20 protein-coding genes are annotated in these 17,895 nt (G+C 69.5%); 7 read left to right on the forward strand and 13 right to left on the reverse strand.

Annotated features, from left to right (window positions below; genetic code table 11):
* Nucleotides 1–81 precede the first annotated feature (81 nt).
* Both C475_RS20290 and C475_RS23540 read left to right on the forward strand, forming a co-directional pair.
* Nucleotides 82–723, forward strand: coding sequence for an NUDIX hydrolase (locus C475_RS20290; RefSeq protein WP_006885780.1), 642 nt, complete (start codon nucleotides 82–84; stop codon nucleotides 721–723).
* A 318-nt stretch (nucleotides 724–1,041) separates the two neighbouring features.
* Nucleotides 1,042–1,860, forward strand: coding sequence for a CAP domain-containing protein (locus C475_RS23540; protein ID WP_152436556.1), 819 nt, complete (start codon nucleotides 1,042–1,044; stop codon nucleotides 1,858–1,860).
* Nucleotides 1,861–1,898: 38 nt separating this feature from the next.
* Here C475_RS23540 and C475_RS20300 read toward each other — a convergent pair whose 3' ends face one another.
* Together C475_RS20300 and C475_RS20305 are read right to left on the reverse strand one after the other, a co-directional pair.
* The gene (locus tag C475_RS20300; RefSeq protein ID WP_006885782.1) at nucleotides 1,899–2,324 is read right to left on the reverse strand and encodes a hypothetical protein; all 426 of its coding nucleotides are present in this window, start codon (nucleotides 2,322–2,324) and stop codon (nucleotides 1,899–1,901) included.
* 1 nt (nucleotide 2,325) lies between these two features.
* Nucleotides 2,326–3,756 carry a hypothetical protein gene (locus C475_RS20305; RefSeq protein WP_204366202.1) on the reverse strand — a complete coding sequence of 477 codons (1,431 nt, stop codon included), beginning with the start codon at nucleotides 3,754–3,756 and terminating at the stop codon, nucleotides 2,326–2,328.
* A 186-nt stretch (nucleotides 3,757–3,942) separates the two neighbouring features.
* Between C475_RS20305 and C475_RS20310 the strand changes: the two genes are divergently transcribed.
* Both C475_RS20310 and C475_RS20315 read left to right on the forward strand, forming a co-directional pair.
* Entirely contained in the window at nucleotides 3,943–4,404 is a 462-nt protein-coding gene (locus tag C475_RS20310) for an MGMT family protein (protein WP_049931079.1), read from the forward strand.
* A 232-nt stretch (nucleotides 4,405–4,636) separates the two neighbouring features.
* Nucleotides 4,637–5,095 carry a DUF7109 family protein gene (locus C475_RS20315; protein ID WP_006885785.1) on the forward strand — a complete coding sequence of 153 codons (459 nt, stop codon included), beginning with the start codon at nucleotides 4,637–4,639 and terminating at the stop codon, nucleotides 5,093–5,095.
* 135 nt (nucleotides 5,096–5,230) lie between these two features.
* Here C475_RS20315 and C475_RS20320 read toward each other — a convergent pair whose 3' ends face one another.
* Both C475_RS20320 and C475_RS20325 read right to left on the reverse strand, forming a co-directional pair.
* Nucleotides 5,231–5,554 (reverse strand): DUF7410 domain-containing protein, encoded by a 324-nt coding sequence (locus C475_RS20320; RefSeq protein WP_049931081.1) that lies wholly within the window; start codon nucleotides 5,552–5,554, stop codon nucleotides 5,231–5,233.
* Between the two features lie 4 nt (nucleotides 5,555–5,558).
* On the reverse strand, nucleotides 5,559–7,019 hold the full coding sequence (locus C475_RS20325) for a hypothetical protein (RefSeq protein ID WP_049931083.1): 1,461 nt from the start codon (nucleotides 7,017–7,019) through the stop codon (nucleotides 5,559–5,561).
* A gap of 142 nt (nucleotides 7,020–7,161) precedes the next feature.
* Between C475_RS20325 and C475_RS20330 the strand changes: the two genes are divergently transcribed.
* Nucleotides 7,162–7,410: a hypothetical protein gene (locus tag C475_RS20330; protein WP_006885788.1), complete on the forward strand. Its 249-nt coding sequence runs from the start codon at nucleotides 7,162–7,164 to the stop codon at nucleotides 7,408–7,410.
* 167 nt (nucleotides 7,411–7,577) lie between these two features.
* On the opposite strand, the gene C475_RS20335 is transcribed toward C475_RS20330, so the two are convergent.
* The 8 genes from C475_RS20335 to C475_RS20370 form a co-directional block, all read right to left on the reverse strand.
* The gene (locus tag C475_RS20335) at nucleotides 7,578–7,862 is read right to left on the reverse strand and encodes a DUF3194 domain-containing protein (RefSeq protein ID WP_006885789.1); all 285 of its coding nucleotides are present in this window, start codon (nucleotides 7,860–7,862) and stop codon (nucleotides 7,578–7,580) included.
* Complete coding sequence (locus C475_RS20340) at nucleotides 7,863–8,249, reverse strand: prefoldin subunit beta (protein WP_006885790.1); 387 nt, start codon at nucleotides 8,247–8,249, stop codon at nucleotides 7,863–7,865.
* Nucleotides 8,250–8,365: 116 nt separating this feature from the next.
* Nucleotides 8,366–8,770, reverse strand: a complete 405-nt coding sequence (locus C475_RS20345) for a DUF7344 domain-containing protein (RefSeq protein WP_006885791.1) — start codon at nucleotides 8,768–8,770, stop codon at nucleotides 8,366–8,368.
* Nucleotides 8,771–8,907: 137 nt separating this feature from the next.
* Complete coding sequence (locus tag C475_RS20350) at nucleotides 8,908–11,580, reverse strand: bacterio-opsin activator domain-containing protein (RefSeq protein WP_006885792.1); 2,673 nt, start codon at nucleotides 11,578–11,580, stop codon at nucleotides 8,908–8,910.
* A 98-nt stretch (nucleotides 11,581–11,678) separates the two neighbouring features.
* Nucleotides 11,679–11,927, reverse strand: a complete 249-nt coding sequence (locus C475_RS20355) for a KEOPS complex subunit Pcc1 (RefSeq protein WP_006885793.1) — start codon at nucleotides 11,925–11,927, stop codon at nucleotides 11,679–11,681.
* Nucleotides 11,928–11,937: 10 nt separating this feature from the next.
* Nucleotides 11,938–12,072: a DNA-directed RNA polymerase subunit P gene (locus C475_RS20360; protein WP_006885794.1), complete on the reverse strand. Its 135-nt coding sequence runs from the start codon at nucleotides 12,070–12,072 to the stop codon at nucleotides 11,938–11,940.
* Nucleotides 12,069–12,347, reverse strand: coding sequence for a 50S ribosomal protein L37ae (locus C475_RS20365; protein ID WP_006885795.1), 279 nt, complete (start codon nucleotides 12,345–12,347; stop codon nucleotides 12,069–12,071). Before C475_RS20365 ends, C475_RS20360 begins: the two co-directional genes overlap by 4 nt.
* 117 nt (nucleotides 12,348–12,464) lie before the next feature.
* Entirely contained in the window at nucleotides 12,465–13,190 is a 726-nt protein-coding gene (locus tag C475_RS20370) for a DUF2103 domain-containing protein (RefSeq protein WP_006885796.1), read from the reverse strand.
* A 270-nt stretch (nucleotides 13,191–13,460) separates the two neighbouring features.
* Between C475_RS20370 and C475_RS20375 the strand changes: the two genes are divergently transcribed.
* Complete coding sequence (locus C475_RS20375; protein WP_006885797.1) at nucleotides 13,461–15,356, forward strand: ABC transporter ATP-binding protein; 1,896 nt, start codon at nucleotides 13,461–13,463, stop codon at nucleotides 15,354–15,356.
* 1 nt (nucleotide 15,357) lies between these two features.
* Here C475_RS20375 and truD read toward each other — a convergent pair whose 3' ends face one another.
* A complete protein-coding gene (gene truD / locus C475_RS20380; protein WP_006885798.1) occupies nucleotides 15,358–16,767 on the reverse strand; it encodes a tRNA pseudouridine(13) synthase TruD in 1,410 nt (469 codons plus the stop codon).
* A gap of 317 nt (nucleotides 16,768–17,084) precedes the next feature.
* Here truD and C475_RS20385 point away from each other — a divergent pair, with 317 nt between their 5' ends.
* Nucleotides 17,085–17,885, forward strand: a complete 801-nt coding sequence (locus C475_RS20385) for an MBL fold metallo-hydrolase (protein ID WP_006885799.1) — start codon at nucleotides 17,085–17,087, stop codon at nucleotides 17,883–17,885.
* Nucleotides 17,886–17,895 lie beyond the last annotated feature (10 nt).

Here is a 17,895-nt window from a genome sequence, read left to right on the forward strand (position 1 = left end):
GTCCGCACGACACGGCGACCCGACCGTCGTGCCTTCGAGGGTAACCCGCCAGTTAAGACCACCCGCCCCGTTGCTCCGCCTATGGACCTGTCGCGGGTGCGAGAGCGCGATCCGGTCGGCCTGCCGGCCGAGGGGTCGCGGGCCGAGGGCAGCGACCGCCTCACCGGCGAGGAGCGCGAGGCGGCGGTCCTGGCGCCGGTCGTCACCCGCGACGGTGCGGACCACGTCCTGTTCACCAAGCGCGCTGACCATCTCAGTGACCACCCCGGCCAGATGAGCTTCCCCGGGGGCGGCCGCGAGCCCGAGGACGCGGACCTGCTCGCGACCGCGTTGCGGGAAACCGGCGAGGAGGTCGGCCTCCGGCCCGAGGAGGCCGAGGTCGTCGGCCGGCTCGACGACATCCGGACGATCACCGACTACCTCGTTCGCCCGTTCGTCGCCCGCGTCACCGACCGCGAGTACCTGCCCGGCGACGGGGAGGTCGCCGAAGTGGCCGTCCTCCCTGTCGCCGGCCTGATCGACACGGACAACTACGAGAGCGAGCGCCGCGACCACCCCCACTACGGCGAGATCCGGCTGCACTTCTTCCACGTCGGCGGGTTCACCGTCTGGGGCGCCACCGCCAACATGCTCGTCCAACTGCTCGAGTTGACGACCGACTGGGAGCTCCCACCGGAACCCGACCGGACCGTCGACGCCGACGCCGACCTGCCGGGAACGTAGTACGGGATCCGCGGCTCGTCTCCGGGAGGAGAGCAACTCCCGGGGGGTGGTGCGATTTTTTCGCGGACGGTCGGCCGTGACGAAATACAGGAGTACTATTAAACACAAACACAGCTATGTGACTGAGAGATGGAGTGTCCGAAGTGCGGTTCGCAGGTCTGGTCGTCTGCGGACGAGTGTCACGAGTGTGGGGCCGCCCTCGGTGAAGGAGTACCGACCGACTCCGCCGATCCCGAGGGGTCGACACAGACGGATCTGAAAGCGACGGCGGATGATCCGGATCGAGACGATCCGAACGATACGACAGACCGTCCAGCCGTGCAGACGGACGCCACCGATCGACAGCCGGACGACTCGGGCGGTTCGACGGGGACCGGACGGTCGGTGGCGCTCGGTGTGGTCGCCGTCGCCGTTCTCGTGGTGGTCGTCGGTGCGCTGGCGGCCCCGACGCTGCTGGATTCGCTCGGGCAGGAACCCGCCGAGCAGGCGGCCGTCGACGCCCCGAACACGCCGACGCCCGCCCCGGCAGCCGCGGCGGTGACGGACACCGCCACGCCCACGGACGTCATCGAACCGGCAAGCACACCGACGGCCACCCCACGACCGACGCCGACGCCCGGACCGTCGACACCGACGCCCGAACCGTCGACACCGACCGACGGTCCGATACCGCTCAACGAGTCCGCCCTCGAAGCGGCAGTCGAATCCGAGATCAACGACCATCGTCGTACTCGGGGGATCGAAGCCGTCCAGACCAGCGGATCGACCGTCGAAACGATCCGGTCGATGGCCAGAAACCACACCCGACAGCTCCGCGCGGACGGCCGAGCCTGGAGCATCCCCACCGAGTACAACATCGTCGGGTTGTACCGCGCGCACGACCTCTACCAGGCTTGCGCGTTCAAAGGCGACGGCGAGTACGTGATCCGGGCCGACGACGGTGACCTGATGACCGTCCAGCGCGTCGAGGTGACCGGCAGTGACGAATCCCGTCTCGCCGACGGGATCGTCGACGCCTGGGCCAACAGCGAGTGGCACAGCGCAAAACTCGCGTACCGCAACGCGGAACGCGCCGGGGTCGGTGTCACGTACGACAGCGACAAGGACGTCGCCTACGTCGCCATGTCGATGTGCTGACGCCGCCAGGGAAAGAAGTCACCTCCGACCGCCGTCGGCTACGAGCCGTCTCCGAGCGGGCGTTCCTTTTTCAGTCCGTACTCGTTGTAGCCGAGATAGCTCCCCGCGCCCAGGAGGGCGAGGCCGATGACCGCGACCGGTATCGACGAGCCACCGACGAGCCAAAGGAGCATCACTCCGAGCGCGACGGCGATGCCGGCGGCGGCGAGAACGGTCGAGTTCCAGCCGTGGCCGGACGCACAGTCCGGGCAGTGAGCCTGTATTCGGTCGCCATCTCCAGCGCCGACGCCGGCGTATTTGAACAGTTGCGGCTGGTGGGTGATGCCGATACCGCAGTTCTCACACAGCTGTCGACCGCACTCGTGACAGAGGTAGTCGACCTCGAACTGACAGGCGCCAGCGTTGACCTGACACTCCTGGCCGGCCGGATATTCGAACGTGTCCGGGATGTTTTCGAGTTCCATGTTAGAAGTCCTCCGAGAGCGAACCGAGCGTCATCTTCAGGTCGTCACGCAGTTCCGAGACGTACTCGTCGACCTTGTCGGTCTCGATGCCGTCGCCGGTTATCGTCACGCCGGTGTGGCCCGTCTCGGTCGTGACGCTCTTGCGTTCGGCCGGCAAGTTCTCGTCGGCCTCCCGGCTGGACTCGCGCTGTGCGGTCCGCCGTTCGCCGTCGACTTTCACCGTGACCCGTATCTCGGCGCCCTGGTGACGGACGATCCCGCCCCTGAACGCCGTCTGGAACCGCGTCAGCTCCGTCCCCTCGCGCATGTTCCGCGACTCGGTGATATCGTCCTGTTCGTATCCGGAGACGCCGCGTTCCTGAATCCGCTCTTCGATCTTGCGAATCGTTCGCTCGCCGGGTGGGACTCCCTGTACCTGGATCTTCTTCGTGATGTCTCCCTGCTGGTCGATGGTTATCTCCGAGACTGGCGTTCGGAACGAGGCCGTGATCTTTCCCCGAGAGGAAACGTCCGCGACGCTCTCGTCGCCGAGCGGGTTCCCGCCGGCGTCGAACACTGCGACCGGATTCAGGTCAGAGAACGGCGTCTCACGGACGAATTCCGCTTCTCCGTCGAGTCGCTCCAGACTCCGTGGTGCGGCCTTGCCCACGTGGAACGGGATCTCCACTTCGCCGCCGTTGGTCGACCGCGGAATCCCCTGGACATCGATCGCGTACACCCCCCGCTCGGGGTCGTATCGGCCGTCTACCATCGACGTGTCCGCGGCGCCGTCCGTGTGGCCCACGTCGACCTCCCGGCCCACCTTCGCGGGCATCTCGATGTTGATCGTCGCCTGGACGATCCGGTGGGGCTGCGTGTTCTCGACCGTGATCGTGAAGTCCGTCCCCTCGACCCGCGGGTTCGACCGCGCCTGCAGGCGGATCGGCGAGGGGATATCGACGGACTCTCTGATCCCTTCGCGTTCGAGCTGGCGGTCGATCTCGTCCTCGATGGCGTCGTAGGTCGTCTCGTAGTCGGTCTCCGTCCGGAGCTGCCGCCGCAGGTCCTCCGGCGAGAGCGAACGGAGCCGGTCCTGCGAGAACGTGTCACCGAGGTCGTACGTGTTGTCGATATCCATCGGGTTCGTCCCTTCGAGCAGCAACGTCCCGTAGTTCAACTCGACCCGCCCCGGGACGGCGCCGTCGAGCGACCAGTCCTCCAGAAACATATTGAGACGGTCGGATACACTCGGTTGCGCGACCCTGTCGAGGCGGTCGATCAACCCGGACCGGTTGATCTGGTAGTCGACCACGATCCGCCCGGTGATCTGGCCGACATCGACGTACTGGTCTTCCTCGTCGCTGAGATCGAAATCCACCGACGCAGTCTCCTCGATTCTGATATCGAGCATCCCTTTTGCCGTTACAAGGTCCGATGAGACTGGCACTTCCATTCTGTACCTTATGTGCTTTATGTACTGTTTAATAACTCTTTGCACCAAATTACGTCGTTCGAGACTGTGGGCGCCCTATCGGTAGCGTTCGAACGGTCTCCACCGGTGGATGCCGAGCGTCCACTGAACGGAGCCGCCCGCCGCGCGGAACAAATCTTCAAGTTCCGACCGGACGGAGACGGTGACATGAACGAAGAGGCTGGGATCTACGCGCGGGAGTCGTCGTATCTCGACCGGTACGTCCAGTTCGGGGAAGCGCAGGGACGAGTGCTGTCGCTGTCGTTCCCGAACGCGCCCGACGACGACGCCGTGGCCGACCACGCACTGCTCGACCGGATCGAGGAGTACCTCGCCGGTGGCGAGGACGACTTCGCCGACGTGACCGTCGCGCTGACGGTGCCGACCGACCGCCGCGGGGTGCTGGAGACCGTCAGGGAGATCCCCTACGGCGAGCAGGTGAGCGTCGCAACGCTCGTCCAGATGACACCGGAGGGCGATCCCGACGACGAGGAAGACGTACGCACCGCCCGGTCGGCGCTGGCGGACAACCCCGCGCCGCTGCTCATCCCGGATCACCGCGTCCGCGACGGGCCCAGCGCCGCCCCCGCGGAGGTCGAACAGCGCCTGCGCTCGCTCGAAGGGCTTTAGGGACCATCTTTTTCGCGGATGGGTTTCCTCGCGAGCCTCCGGCTCGCTGCGGGAACCCATCCGCCGAAAACATGGGTGAAAAAGCCGACTGCTCGGCTTCGCCTCGCAGTCGGTGAACCGCGCTCGCTCCGCTCGCGCGGATGCTCAGTAGGTTACACTCACACCTCAGTTCCAACGCCGTCGGGCGGAGCGGAGGCGAACGCTGAAATGGGCCGGCGTCGTGGGCCCGGGTATGAGTCTCGTCGCCGACGAACTCGCGGGCGTGGTCGACCTCTTCGGGGGGTTGACCCGGGAGGAACTCCACCGCGCGCTCGAGGAGCTGGCGTACAAGCGCGGCGAGGAGCCCGACCTCGACGCCGTCACCGCGGCCGTCGAGGCGGCCGTCGAGAGCTATCACCTCGTGCCCGTCGAGCGCGAGGGGACGACGCTGCTCGTCGCCGGGCCGACGGCGTTCTCGACGCTGCCCGACCACGCCGAGGACCTCCCGCACATCATGGACGTCGAGGCGCGGTCGGTCGACCGCGAGACCGCCGCGGCGGCCGCTCGGGACCGCCTCGACACCCAGGCCGTCGACGCGGCCAAGGCGGGCGACGGGGACCGCGCCGACGCGCTTGTCGAGGTCTGTTACGACCTCGAGAGCTGGGCCGCCGTCGACACCGCCGAGCTGCGCGAGCGACTCGACGACGTGTGAACCCCGGCGGGGTCCGCCAGGACGGGAGAGAAGCGCTTGCGCCGCTCGCAGTCGAGGCCGACGACCCGCTCGCTGCCGGCGGATTCACGAGCGATGGGCCATCTCGGTCGTCCGGTCCCCGGAGCGACGGGCTCGTCAGAAGAAACTCCCGAGGACGACCATGTAGAGGATCACGGTCGCGGCGTAGGTGACGCCCAGCGCGACGACGGCCTTGGCGTGGAACAGCCACAGGTCGTCGCGTTCGGTCTCCAGGGCGGCCTCGTAGCGTTCCCGCTCGGCCGGCGTCGGGTCGTGGCGCTCGCCGACGTGGAGGTCCCGGGCGTGTTCGCTGCGGAACGGACAGTCGCAGTAGGGGCAGGTCGCCGCGGGCGCCTCGTCGGCCGGCACCGCAGTATCGCGGCTCGGACGAACGGGGGGCGCGCGGTCGACGCGCGATGGGGTGGTGGGCTCGCTGGGCATGGTATCACACGTACGGCGGCGGCGCGTACGGCTGCGTGATCACCCATAGGGAGGTCATCGTGTAAAAGACCATCACCACCACGGAGGGGTACTGGCTCCGGATCGCCGCGAGCACGCCCGGGAACAGCTCGAAGGCCAGCGAGTGAGCGACCCAGATGGCCAGCACGTGCCCAGCGAGGACGAAGAGCAGTTTCACCGAGCCGTACCATCCCGGGAGGACGAGCGCGAGCGGCGACGCGGGCGGTGCGAACGGACTCGTCGCGACGGCCGCGAGCGCGGGCGCGAGCCCGAGGAAGTAGCCGAGGAAGTGCGCGAGGTGGTAGCCGGCGGCGATGGGCAACAGGGCGGGCGCGAACCAACGCTCGATGGCCCGCGCGGTGACGTAGGTGTCGGCAGTCTCCCGCACCCGTCGGGCGGCCAGCCGGTAGACGCCGAGAAAGAGAGCGAACCCGGCCAGGAGGACGGCCGCGTAGACGACCAGTGCGGGGACGCCGGCGTCGACGACGGGTTCGACGGCGGCCGCCCAGGTCGGCGTCGCGACGAGGCCGTCGTACGTCGTCACCCACAGCAACGCGACGAGGAAGGCGACCTCCCCGGGACGGTCGGGCAGAGAGTCCTCCGTCAGCGCCGTCCCCGGGAGTCGGAGGGAGAGCGAGCCGTCGACGCCGCACTGGATCGGTGCAAGCCGTCCGTACGCGGCGAAGACGCGGCTGATCGGGTCGACCCGGTCGAACCACACCGGCCCCGCGAGCAGCGACCCGGCGACGGTCGCCAGGGAGTACGCCAGCACGACGCCGGCGAGCAGGCGCGGGTTCTCACCGACCGGGCTGACCACTTCCAGCCAGACGAGCCCGAGCAGTCCGACGACAGCGGGCCAGACACCCCACGGCGCCGGAACGGAGACGCCGCCGACGAGCGAGTCGGCCTCGCCTTCGGCGTCGCCGTCGCCGCCGGCGCGCCGACGGTCGCGGATCCACCGGAGCGCCGAAAGCGGCGCGCGCCAGGGGTTCAGCGCCGGCCAGGTGTTCCCGACGAGATACGTTGTCGCCGTGTAACCCGCCCACCAGCCGACCCACACCAGGAGAAGCGCGAAGTTCCGCACTCCTTCGCGCGGGCCGACGAACCCGGTCGCCAGCACGACCAGGAGGACGCCCACCGAGCACGCGCGGGCGAACGGGACGACCGCCCGGCGGAGTCGGGCCGGCGCCGGGAGGGCGAGGCGCCACCAGTTTACCCCGCGCATCGCGTCGTGGTCAGTGAGGAGAGTCGTGAACAGGAACGATCCGCCGACGACGATACCGCCGGTGAGGACCGTTAGCCACGACGGCACCGTCGCCGAAGCGACCGACCCGCCCAGCGACCCCGAGTGGGCGGCGACCCGTTCCGACAGCACCGCAACCGCGGCGGCCGCCGCGACGCCCCCTCCCAGTGGCCGCCCACGCCGACTCGGTCGAGGCTCCTCCATGCTTGCCCACCCTTCCGACCCGAGCCTGTTAACTGCTACCGTGAGACAATTGTCCGTGTAGGCCGGGCGACGCCACCGTCGCCCGCGCCCAGATCACGCGCGAGAACGCGTCGCTTTTTGCGGTCGACGCCCAAGTGCGACCATGGCAGAGAGCGACGAGGGCGGGTACGACCGGAAGTGGGCCGCGCTGGCGGTGGTACCCTTCCTTATGCTCGGGCTGGCGGACGTCCTCCTCTTGTTGTGGTGGGGAATCAACCCGCTGTGGGGATTCATGATCCTGCCGCCGATCCTCTTCATGAGCGTACTCGCCTGGATCGCCTTCCGCTCGGGCTTCGTCGGCAACCGGGTCGTCGACGAGGACCCCGCTGTCGGCGAACTCGACCACGACTGAGGCCGCCGAGGATTCTCCGGTCGGTCGGTCCACGTCGAGCGACTGCATCGTGAGCGGAACGCGTGGGGACCGGGGGGCACACAGGAACCGCGGGGCGCGCGAACCGGCCGGTCGGGCGACCGGCGTCGCCACTATCGGAGTAGCGTCGCCGGCCGAAGTCGGCCGGTCTACGCGAACAGGTCGTCGACGGCGCCGCGCGCGGCGAGGGCAGCGTCGTCGGCGACGCGGTCGGGGTCGCCCGACGCGTCGGGCGCGTTGAGGTACACGTCGACCTCCAGGATCCCGTCTTCGAAGGTGACGGTCACGTCGAGGTCGTCGACCGCCGACCGGTCGAGTCGCGAGAAGACGACGCGATCGGCGGCCTCGGCCGCGGCCTCGACGACCTCCTGGTCGGAGGGGTCGTCGGCCCCGGCGTCGGTGCCCCCGTCAGCCGCCGCGTCGTCGGTCGGCATCTACGCGCCGCCGGCACCCGGGCCGCCCGGGCCGCCCATGCCGCCGCCCTGAAGCATGTTCTGGAGCTCCGTCTGGAGTTCCTCGAACTGCTCCTGGACGCGCTCTTCCTGCTTCTGCAGCGTCTCGACGCGCACTTCGAGGCTGTCGACCTTCTCTTCGAGGTCGTCGTTGGCCTCGTCGTACTCGGTCTGGACGAGCAGCTCGCCGACGCGGCGGTACATGCCCGCGTCCTCGTCGATGTCCTCAAGCTCGTCGAGGGCCGTCTGGGCCTCCTGGAGCTGTGTCTCGGCCTGCTGTTTCTGCGCGGCGACCTGCTGGGCCTTCTCCTGCAGATCCTGCAGTTCCTCGAGTTTCTCCTGTGCTTCAGGCGGCAGATTACCCTGCATACCTCCCCGTGGGTGACCCGTGGTGAAAAACCCCCGCTTTCCGGTCGGGCCGGTGGGAGTCGACCGCCGCTGGGGCCGACCCCGACCGGCGCGACCGTCCGCGGTCGCCGCGGCCGTCAGTTGTTCCGACCGTCGACCTCGGTGACGTGGTCGAGCCACTTCTCGACGGTCGGCTGGCCCCAGTAGCGGACCGTGTCCGAGCGGTCGTCGTAGTCGACGACCCCAGCCGCGTCGAGCCGCGGCAGATGCGTCTCCACGAGCTCGGTCGCGAACTCGTCGTGGCTGCGCCCGCGGGGCTCCCCGAGCCCCGCCGGCTCGCTCGCCGCGAGCAGCATCGCCAGTTCGTCCACCGTCGCCGTGCTCACGTCGCCCTCCTTGAAGAACTGACACACCTCGCGGCGCCGCCAGTCCGAGAGCGCTTCGAACACCGTGTCGATGAACGGCCGATCCCCCTCCAGGTCGTCGACCGCAGGCTTCGTGCGACCGCGTCCTCCGTCGCTTGACCCGCTCCGTTCACTCATACCCGTCTATCCTACCAATGCCCGCTCTGCATCAAGAATATCGGCCCTAGAAGCCTAGGGTTCCTGTTACTCGAATCACGTGTCTGTGGACGTTGACGTTCGACGGGGTGACGATTCGGTGGTCGGGGACGCCGTCACTACGAGTCGAACATCGCTTCGAGGACGCGGCAGTGACCTTTGCGGAGGTGCTGGAGGAACGTCGTCGAGGCGATGTCGAGCGAGTCGGCGAGCGTCTCGGAGTCCGCGTCGCGGGGCCACTCGTAGTAGCCGTTGTAGTAGGCGGTCTTGAGGACCGCGCGCTGGCGGTCGGTCAGCCGGGCCCCGATGTCGCCGTGGCCCAGCCACCAGGGGGTGTCGGTCCGGTGGCGTTCGCGTTTGGCGGCCAGGCTCACGTCGGAGAACCGCGCGTTCATCGCCTCGGTGACCCGCCGTACGTCCAGATCCGCCGGGGCCTCGACGATCATGTGACCGACGCCGTCCTCGACGATGCCGCGCTTGCCGCGCGCGCCGGCGTCGGCGAGATACCGGAAGACGGAGTCTGTCAGCGTCATCTCGAAGTGTGGACCGTCCTCGCGGTCGAGTTCGCGGATCTCCTCGACGTGAGACAGCTCGCGGGCGGCCGCCGCGCCGACCTCCGGGTCGGCGCCGTCGACGGTGAGGTAGTTGACGACGCGGTCGTCGCCGACCCGGACCGCGTGGTCGATCTCGAACCGACAGCCGTGCTCGCGGCTGGCCGCGAACAGCGGCGTCTCCTCGTTGACCTCGAACTCCAGCTCGAGCACGGAGTCCGATTCGAGGAGCCGGCGGTACTGGGCCGCCGCCAGGCCGAAGCCGACCGCCTCGCCGAGCGTCTCGAAGCCCGACAGCTCCCGCTTGCTGAAGGCGTTCGGACGGTCGGCGTACACCGCGAGCAGGCCGTGGGTGGTCGACCCGTGGGTCAGCGGCACCGCGACCATCGACCCGAAGCCGCTCTCGACCGCGGCCTCGCACCAGGGCTCGAAGGCCGGCTCGCTCGTCACGTCGTGGACGACCTGCACCTCGCCGGTGCGGTAGGCCTCGCCGGCCGGGCCGCCGCCCCGGTCGTCGGCCGCGACCGTGACGGTGATCTCGTCGAGGTAGTCGTCGGCGATCCCGGCCCAGTGAGTCGGCGCTACCTCTCGTTTCGAGGCCTCCCGCTGTCCGATCCAGGCGAACTGGTAGTACTCCGAGTCGGCCAGCCGCTCGCAGACGCTCTCTTTGATCGCCTCGCTGGTCGTCGCGCCCGTCAGCGCCCGGACGCTCTCCTGGACGAGCTCCTGGATCTCCGCCAGCGTCTCCAGTTCGCCGCGCTGGCGCTCCAGCTCGGTGATGTCCCTGGCGATGCTGACGGTCCCCTGCACCTCGCCGTCGGGACCGTTGTACGGCGCGAACGTCAGCTGGATCGTCTTTTCGGTCGGTTCGGCGGCCACCGTCTCCTCGACGACCCGCGCCCCTTCGGTGTCCAGTACTGCGCGGCGGTGGGATTCGAGACGCGTCGCGAATCGGTCGTCGAACACCGCCCCCGGCGTCGACCCGACGATCGAGTCCCGGTCGCCGTCGATGATCTCGACCATCGCCTCGTTGACGACCTGGTAGCGGCCGTCGACGTCCTGCATCGCGATCGGGTCGGCGCTGCTCTCGATGACCGCGCGCAGTTCCCGTTCGCGGGCCTGAAGTTGCGCCTCTCGCTGCGTCCGGTCGGTGATATCGATGGCGACGGCGATAGCGCCCGCGGCCACCGCGTCGTCCGCGCCACCGCCCCCGGGCTCGGCCTCCGAGAGCGGCTCGAAACACGCCTTGTACGTCCGGTCGTTGATCGTGGCCGTCGCGTCCGTCGTCTCCCCGTCGAGCGCCCGATAGAACCCGGTGACCAGGTCCGGACACACCGGCTCGAACGCGTCAACGGGCTCGCCGAGGAACTCCGAGCGGTCGCAGACGAGCGCGTCGAAGTCCAGCCCCTGACAGTGGTCGATCCGACCCGCCGCGTCGACGACGACCATCATGACCGGCAGGTCCTCCATGATGGTCGACAGCCGCTCGCGGTTGGCCGCCAGCGCCTCCCGCCGGCGCTCGCGCTCGGTCACGTCGCGGACGACGTTGACGACCGCGACCACCTCGCCGTCGCGCTCGATCGGCGCCAGCCGGTTCTCGACGTATCCCATCGCCTCGTCGAGCCGGACGTTCGAGGTGATGGTGTGGCTACCGACCTCGCCCGCGAACAGGTCGCGAAGCGCCCGCATCCCCTCGTGGAAGGTCTCCCCGTCGATGATCCCGAGCTCGCGCAGACAGTCGATGTCGTGCCCTTCGACGCGCTCGCTCGGGATACCGGTAAAGCGCTCGAACCCGTCGCTTGCCGCCCGGATCGTGTGCGAACGGTCGACGACGTACACCGCGTCGGCCGCGGCGTCGACGCTGGCCTCGTAGAGCGCCCGCTCCGTCTCGAAGGGGTCCGTCGCGTCGGACAGCGTCACCACGGCGGCGGTCACCGCGCCGTCGCGCTCGACCGGACGGACGGCGACGGTCACCTCCCGCCCGCTCGCCGCCAGCGGCCCGCTCCCGATCGTCCGCTCGCCGGTCTCGACCGCCCGCTTCAGGGGGTCGCTCGGGCAGTCGACCACCGCCGCGAGCGCCGAGTCCCGCGGGTCGTCGTCGATCCGTTCGGCGAAGGGCTCGTTCCAGGCGCGGACGGTTCCGTCGGGGTCGCAGACGACGGCCGGGTCCGCGACGGCGTCGAGCAGTTCGGCGACGATGGGGTCGGTCGCCGCCTCGCGACTGCCGACTCGCTCGCTCACGCTGGTCCCACCCGTCCGTGCTTGCTACCCATGGCTATTGGGAGTACAGTACTGCGTCGAGATGCATAACTTGTGGGCCTGGCTCGTGACCCGTCGGGTCAGTCCGCCAGGGCGGCGCCGCAGTCCTCGGCGACGGCGACGAGCGACAGCCAGGTGTTACAGCCCGCCCGCAACGCCACCAAGTCGGCGGCGGTCACGGTCACGGTCAGGGTCGCGCCGTCGCGGTCGAGGCTGGCGGTCGTGCGGTCGCCCTCGATATCGCCGACCTCGACGGCGACGGCCCGCTCGACGCGGCGGGCGCGCTCGGCGTCGGGATAGTCGCACTCGAAAACGGCCTCGTGGTCCACGGCTCGCGCGTTACTTCACGTCGACTTCTTTGATGTCGCGGCTGCGCTCTTTCAGGAGCACGCGGTGGCCGCAGTACGGGCAGCGGACGCCGCCGTACTCGTCCAGTTCGACGTCGCGCTTACAGCGGGAGCACTTGTAGCTCATTCGTCGTCGTCGGCGAGTGCGGCGCGGATCGACCGGGTGACCGTCCGGCCGCCGGGGGTCGTCGGGCTGTACGCGCCACCGGTGAAGGTGTGACCGCAGTAGCCGCATTCCCAGATGCCGGTGCCCTGGCGGTCGACGCGGTCCTCGCCGCAGTCGGGGCACTCGTGGTCCTCGTTCATCTCGCCCTCGATCTCGGCGACGCGGCGGCGGGCGACGCGGCCGTACCGCGCGCCGAACCGTCCCGCGCTCCCGGTTCGTCCCTGCTGTTTAGCCATAGTAACGTATCGTCCGGCAGTTGGCCGTATAAACCCTACGAGTCGTACCCGACCGCACCGCGGTGGTCGGTCCGCCGAGCCCCGAGACGGGCGCACTCGTCTGTCCGCGCCGCTCGCTCACTCCTGCAGGTCGGCCTCGCGCAGCGCCTCGTTGAGGTCCTCTCGGACCACTTCGCCGAGGTCGCGCTCGCGGGCCGTCGTCACGACGCGGTTCTCCTGGACCGAGGAGCCGTCGCGGATGAGCAGCCTGACGTTGCCGTTCTCGCCGGCGCGGGTGGCCTTCGCGCGGACGCCCGACCGCGAGCCCGACCCGCCGGCGTCGATCGGACCCGGAATGATCTTCTTGACGTGAGGGTGCCCGGCGACGGTCTGGATGGCGCGCTGGCCCGCGCGACCACCCACGAGCGTCGAGTGCGACCCCCCGATCTTCTCGCGGGGCGCCGTCTCGACGACTTCCAGCGGCGCGTCGCCCCGCCGGGAGAGCACCGACTCGACGGGGTCGTCTCCGTCGCCGACCCGGTAGAAGTCGTGGTGCAACTGGCCCCGGACCGCCCGCACGACCTCGCGGTCGCCGGTCGCGTACACCTCTTCGGGGCGCTTGCGCCGGACTTCGTCCGCGACGAGGCCGGCGAAGTTCCGTAGCTCGATCACGCCCGTCTCCTCGCCGTCTTCGGGCGTGGTCGTCACCTCGCGGACGCCGGCGACCGCCTCGTCGACGAGCGTCGTCACGCGGGCGCGGTCGCGGTCGAGTTCCAGCACCACGGCGTCGGCGTTCTCAGAGCGACAGACCAGGCAGTAGTCGCCCGGCCGCTCCAGCGACGAGCCGCAACGCCGACACTCCATGTCCGATTGGTTTCCGGTCGAACGGCAAAAGCGGCGCGGAACGCCCGTTCCGTGGGTGTCGGTCACACCTGCCGACTGCATCGCTCGCGAGTCGGTGCGCGACCGGAAAACCGCAGGAGAGAACGCTGATATCCACACGCCAGCGATACCGTGTCTATTCGGACGATCGTGATTAGCTTTTGAATCTACTTGGGTCTTGCGGGAGAAGTTGCGGATTTGGTGACGTATTGGGCCACCCGGTGAGAATGGGCTCGCGGTGACACGAAAGACATGACGACGAGAGACGGCGAGTCGATAGCGGGGATGTACGAGACTGCGGTTGGCGACGCGAACCCGGTGGCGATGCTCCTGCGGCGGTACCTCCCCGGGCGGGGTTCAGTGTTCGGAGCGGCGGCGTTCTCGACGGTCGTCTTCCGGGTCTCGAAGCTCGTCCCGCCGTACCTGCTGGGCGCGACCGTCGACGCGTTCTTCACCGGGGAGCCGGGGTCGCTGTCGGTGGCGCTAATACCCCAGCGGTGGATCCCGCCGACGGTGCGGGGCCAGTTCGCGCTGGCGATGGGGTTGTTCGTCGCCGTGGCGCTCTGGACGCGGGTCGCGGAAGGGGTCCAGACGGTGACCTGGCGGTGGTTCCAGCAGTCGGTCGTCCACGACCTGCGGCGGGACGCGTTCGACGCGGCCCAGCGCCTCGACGTGGCGTTCTTCGAATCCGAGCAGACCGGCGACGTGACGAGCGTCCTCACCAACGACGTGAACCAGCTCGAGACGCTGCTGAACGACGGGATCCAGCGAACGGTCGAGCTGACCGCGTTTTTCCTCGGGTTGATCGCCGTGATGTGCTGGCTGCACTGGCAGCTGACGCTGGTGGTGCTCGCGTTCGCGCCGCCGACGGTCGGCGTGCTCGTCATTTACAAGCGCGTCGTCGAGCCGAAATACGGGGAGCGCCAGTGGGCAGTCGGGCAGCTGAACGCGCACGTCCAGAACGCGGTCACGGGCGCCGAGACGGTCAAGGCGTTCGCGAACGAGGACCGCGAGCGGGCGGCGCTGACCGAGCGCTCGCGCACCTACTGGCGGATCGACTGGGGCGCGGCGAAGGTGACGGCGCTCCTGGGCGGCCTCCGCGGGCTCGTCGCCAACGCGGCGTACGTGACGGTGATGGTCGTTGGCGGGTGGTGGGCGCTGTTCGGCCCGCCGTTCGGCGTCGGCGCACCGCTGTCGGCCGGGACGTTCGTCACGTTCTACTTCTACGCGAGCATGTTCGTCGGACAGTCCAACCGCGTCGGCCAGCTCGTCGACACGTACGCCGACGCCGCCGCGTCGGCCAGGCGCGTGTTCGGCCTTCTGCACTACCCCTCGTCGGTCGCCGACGCCGACGACGCAACGACGCTCGACGCCGTCGACGGTCGCGTCACCGCTCGCGGCGTGACCTTCGCCTACCCGGACGCCGACGAGCCCGCGCTCCGGGACGTGGATTTCGCCGTCGAACCCGACGACTTCGTCGGGCTCGTCGGTCCGACCGGCGCCGGCAAGTCGACGGTCCTAAAACTGCTGCTCCGCTTCTACGACCCCGACAGTGGGCGGATCACCGTCGACGGCGTCGACCTCACGCGGGTGACGACCGAGAGTCTCCGCGACGCGGTCGGGTACGTGAGTCAGGACCCGTTCCTCTTCGACGCGACCGTCCGGGAGAACATTGCGTACGGCACTGACGTCGACGACGCCGCTGTCGAGGCGGCGGCGAAACGAGCCCGCGCCCGCGAGTTCGTCACGGCGTTGCCGGACGGCTACGACACCGAGGTCGGCGAGCGCGGCGTGAAGCTCTCTGGCGGCCAGCGCCAGCGCATCGCCATCGCCCGCGCGATCGTCCGCGATCCGGATATCCTCGTCTTGGACGAGGCGACCAGCCACGTCGACAACCGCACGGAGTTGCTCGTCCAGGAGAGCCTCGCGGCCATCGCGGAGCACCGGACGACCTTCGTCGTCGCACACCGGCTCTCGACGGTCCGGGACGCCGACCAGATCCTGGTGTTCGACGAGGGGCAGATCGTCGAGCGCGGCACGCACGCGGAACTCGTCGAGCGCGACGGGCTCTACGCCGACCTGTGGTGCGTCCACGTCGGCGCGACCGGGTCGCCCCCCGACGCGGCCGTCGAGTCGGGGCCGGGGTAGCTCAGAGGTCCTCGGGGTCGCACTTCAGATACTCCCGCAACACGACCGTCGCGTAGCTCCCTTTTGGCAGCGTGAACTCGAAGGCGAGCGCGTCGTCGCCGTCCCGAGCCACGGCCAGATCCGTCCGTAACAGTATCGCCCGCCGCGTCCCCGTCGACTCGAACTCCCCGGGCAGGTCGAAGTCCGCGGGGTCCAGATCGAGGTCGTCCAGCACCGCGCGTTCGATCTCGCCCATCTCGCCGTCGGCGAGTTCCGTCTCGGTGCCGACCAGCGGCGCGGTGACGAACGCGCGGCCGCGCTCGCAGTGTCGGCGGACCGTCCGCAGGCGGTCCTCGGTCACCCGCTGGGTGCGGTCGGTGTCCGGCAGCGCGACGCCTTCGGGCGCTTCGGAGTCGGCGAAACAGACCACGTCGCCCGCGACGGGCTCGTGGAACGGCAGCCCCCGCTCCAGGCGTTCGGAGAGCATCCGGTTGAACGCGTAGGACTGGGCGGCGTTGACGAACAACCGCTGCAGGTTCGAGGGAACGGCTTCGAGCGCGGCGCGGTAGTCCTCGTCGTCGAGCGCGCCGTCCTCACCCTCTCGCTCGTCCTGCCGTTCGACCAACCGGTGACACATCGACCGCTCGAAGCCGAGTCGCTTCGGCAGCCTATCGAGGGCGCCGGCCCAGTCCTCCGTCTCGTCCACGTACGCGCGCGCCTCCCGCGTCGATTCGGGCTCGCGCTCGGCGGGGCTGCCGACGTAGGCTAGCACCGCGCCCTTCCAGTTGCCGCGGAGGATCTCAAGGCCCACCTCGTGGGTGACCGGTCGCTTGCTACCGAACCGCTGCTGGCCGAAGTAGTTCGGGACGCCGACGGTGACCGGGTCGTCGGTGTCGCCGTTCGCGGATTCGGCGTCGTCGGCCCCGGTGGCGAACGACCGAAGGTCGGCGGTGACGGACTCGGCGTGCTCGGACGCATCGGGATCGACCCCGCGGACCGTGATCTCGAAGGCGTTGCCGGCCAGGTCGCCGAACAGGACGGGCCGACCGGTCCGGCCCAGCAGTTCGATCTCGGCGTCGCGGACCTCGACCTCGCTGACAGCCTCGGGGTCGCCCTTCTCGACGGAGAACAGTTGGGTCGTGACGGCGTGTTTGTCCTTCGTCCCAGCCCAGGAGACACGCTCACGGGAGATTCCGAGTCGGTTCGACAGCTCCGAGGCGAAGTCGTTGGTGTCCCAGCCCCGCAGCGTGACCCGCGCGAGGACGTTCGGGTACCCGCCGGGGTCGGAGTCGAGTGGATCGGGCTCGAACGCCTCGACCTCCGTGACGCGGAAGTCCTCGGGCGACTCGCGGAGGCGCCCGCCGACCCCGGGCGCGTCGCTGACGTAGTGTGCCATCCCGACCGCCCGCTCGACGGGGTGTGCCTCGCGCATCTGTTGGCTCGTCCTCCGTGGTCGCGGTACCTGTATCTGCCTGATCAGTGCGGAGGGCTGGAGGAGACGAGACTCGGTTCGAGACTGCCCGTCCCGCGACCGCTAGCTCTGCCGTGATTGCAAGCGGCGTGAGAGCCCCTCGAACAGCCGTCGCTACCGCGACAGCACCCGTGGCCGGAACCGCAAACAGCGTGAAAGCCCCCGTGGGTTGCGGGCGAGGCGCTCTCGGTCGCGGCCCCGTGGTTGGCGGTCGCGGACGCGTCTCTCACACTCGGACGCGAAACGGACAGGTAGCCGGCGACGGTATCGACCACTCGATGAGAGTCACGCGAGTCAGCGTCCCGGTGGAGACACGCGCACTTACGGGCCAGACGAACGCGTACGTGTTGGGGTCGGATCCGGCGTTGCTAGTCGACCCCGCCGCCCGGAGCGACCGTCTCGACGCGCTCGCGGCCGAGCGGGGCGTCGGCCACGTCGCGGTCACGCACCACCACCCGGACCACGTCGGCGCGGTCGCCGGCTACGCCGAGGCGCACGACGCGACCGTCTGGGCCCGAACCGGTCGTGCTGACGCCTTCGAGACGGCCTCCGGCGTCGAACCCGACAGGGCCTTCGCCGAAGGGTCCCGGATCGAGACCGGCGAGGGGAGGGTCCGGGTCGTGGACACCCCCGGCCACGCGCCCGAACACGTCGCGTTCGCGGCCGACGGGAGCGACGACGGAAACTCCGCGTTCGTTTGCGGCGACCTGGCGGTCGCGGAGGGGAGCGTCGTCGTCGGCGCGCCGGGGGGCGACATGCGCGCGTACTTGAGTTCCCTCCGGCGGGTCCACGCGATGGCCCCCGACCGCCTCCTGCCCGGCCACGGCTCGGCCGTCGACGGTGCGGCCGTCCGCGACACCACGGCGCGACTGATCGCCCACCGCCTCGACCGCGAGGGCCGGGTCCGCGAGGCGGTCGAGGACGGCGCGGAGACCGTCTCGGACATCACGGACGCCGCATACGAGAAAGATCTGTCGGGGGTGCGTGACCTCGCCGAGGCGACCGTCCGCGCCCACCTCGAAAAGCTCGCCGTCGAGCGGTCGGTCCGGTGGGACGGCGAGCGGGCACGGCCGGCGTAGGGCAGTCGCC

The organism is Halosimplex carlsbadense 2-9-1 (assembly GCF_000337455.1).
Taxonomy (GTDB): Archaea; Halobacteriota; Halobacteria; order Halobacteriales; family Haloarculaceae; genus Halosimplex; species Halosimplex carlsbadense.